The sequence below is a fragment of the Allocoleopsis sp. genome, assembly GCF_036703385.1.
In the GTDB taxonomy this organism is placed as follows: domain Bacteria; phylum Cyanobacteriota; class Cyanobacteriia; order Cyanobacteriales; family Coleofasciculaceae; genus Allocoleopsis.
On the sequence record NZ_DATNPA010000402.1, the window covers coordinates 1 to 2,129 of the forward strand.

Annotated in this window: 2 protein-coding genes; one reads left to right on the forward strand and one right to left on the reverse strand. The window is 44.3% G+C overall.

Going from position 1 to position 2,129, the window contains the following annotated elements; translation table 11 throughout:
• The coding region (locus tag V6C93_RS19910; protein ID WP_333478412.1) for a glycosyltransferase at positions 1-477 on the forward strand (477 nt) is incomplete at its 5' end.
• A gap of 201 nt (positions 478-678) precedes the next feature.
• Here the strand turns inward: V6C93_RS19910 and treZ are convergent.
• Positions 679-2,129 (reverse strand): malto-oligosyltrehalose trehalohydrolase (gene treZ, locus V6C93_RS19915; RefSeq protein WP_333478413.1); only part of this gene is annotated, 1,451 nt, incomplete at its 5' end.

Here is a 2,129-nt window from a genome sequence, read left to right on the forward strand (position 1 = left end):
CCTTTGAGGCAGGAAATGGAAGCAATGATTGCAGAGATGGGCTTAAGTTCTTTAATCGAACTGACGGGATTTGAGTCAGATCGGAAAAAGTTGTTAAAGAAAATCAGGGAATCTCACATGATGTTGTTTACTCATGTCACCCCAGAATCGCCACGCTGCCTGATCGAGTCGCTAATTAGCGGGACGCCCATTATTGGCTATCACAGTGAGTACGCTGAGGACTTGGTGAGCAACCACGGTGGAGGAATGTTCGTGCCCGTGGAAGATTGGGAACAACTCGGCAATCTGATCGCTAAATTGTCGAACGACCGACAATATTTGTCAACACTAATCGAAGAGGCTGGCGAGAACGGTGCCCGCTTCAATGATCAAGCGGTCTTCCGCCAACGGAGTGAGCTGATCAAAAAGCATCTGTCTGAGGCAGAACAGGTAAGTATGAACTATGAAGTATTTAATTACTCCACTCCCCTGGGTTAGGCGGTTGTCAGGGTGAACATCTACTGATAATTTCTCTTCTTACTTCATCTCAGGTGACCCCCCTTTTGCCTCTCATCTGATATCAAATCCACTTTTATAATCCCCCTTTCAATGCAAGTGATTTTTCTTCATCAGCCTCCCCTGCTTTCTTAAAAAAGGGATAATACACCGAGCTTGAGATATACCTCTTCTTGTTTTCATTTATTGTGCTAGAGTTTCCAACTCGTAGAGTACAAAACTTTGGGGAGGAATTTTTACTTCCTGCTCACGGATTAGTTTTTCTGGCACGGTAGAGCCTGAACCCATCCATTTCTCATCGGATGAATCCAGGATTTTCCGCCAGATTCCACCGGGAGAGGTTTGACAAGTGACCTCTTTATCATTGAAGTTCATGATGCAGAAGATTTGGTCGCCACTACTTCCACGCCGGAGGAACAGGAGCTTATCTTCTTCAACGGCAAAAGCTTCTAGATTTTGCTTATCGAGTTGTTTGAGGGCAGGCAAGGTGCGGCGTAACTGAATTAAATGTTGATAAAGTTCTAGCATTATTTGGTGTCTGCCCTCTTGCCGTTTATCCCAGTTTAACTGGCATCTTTGGAACGTCTCAGTACTAAAGGGATCGATGAACTCTCCTTCTATATGAAAAGCTGCAAAGTCTTTCTTTCTCCCCTCTCTCACTACCTCAACTAATTCCGGATCGGTATGACTCACGAAGTAGAGAAAGGGTGCATCTTCTGCATACTCTTCACCCATAAAGATTAAAGGAATATTTGGAGCAAGCAAAAGAACAGCAGCAGCAAGTTTTAACGCTTCAAATGATACTAAGTGAGTTAAACGTTCACCTAGCGCTCGATTGCCGACTTGGTCGTGGTTTTGGGTAAAAACGACAAATTGATGACCGGGGATAGCGCTTGAATTACTGCCATGAAATTTTTTGCGAAACGGTGAGTATTGTCCGGAGTAGACAAAAGTTTCTTTAAACGCCTTTGCCATCTGTTGGCAGGTACCGTAATCTACGTAATACCCAGCCTGTTCACCCGTTAGTAGGGTATGCAAGCAATGGTGGAAAGCATCATTCCATTGGGCATCGATACCATAGCCCCCTGATTCAATGGGACGAATTATCTTAGTATCACTTAAATCATTCTCTGCTGTTAGGTAAAGTTTCCGACCTTGTTTTTGAGAAAGGGCATTAACGTTTTCTGCGAGTTCTTGTAGGAAGTGTTTGACACCAATATCGTATAGGTGGTCGCTGGCATCTAAGCGTAGAGCGTCAATGTGATAGTTTTCAAACCAATACAGGGCGTTTTCCATAAAGTAATTACGCACACCGTAGCTATATTCACCATCAAAGTTAATGGCATTGCCCCAAGCTGTTTTATAGTGGGCTGTGAAGTATGGCCCATAGTCACTGAAGTAGTTTCCTTCTGGGCCAAAGTGATTATAAATTACGTCGAGGATGATTGATATCCCTTGTAGGTGTGCTGCATCGACAAGTTTTTTTAATCCTTCAGAACCCCCGTAGGAATGTTGCGGCGCGAAGGGGAAAACGCCATCATACCCCCAATTTCGATCGCCCGGAAATTGTCCGATTGGCATCAGTTCGATCGCATTCACCCCAAATTCGTACAACTCTTGTAACCGAGGGATAA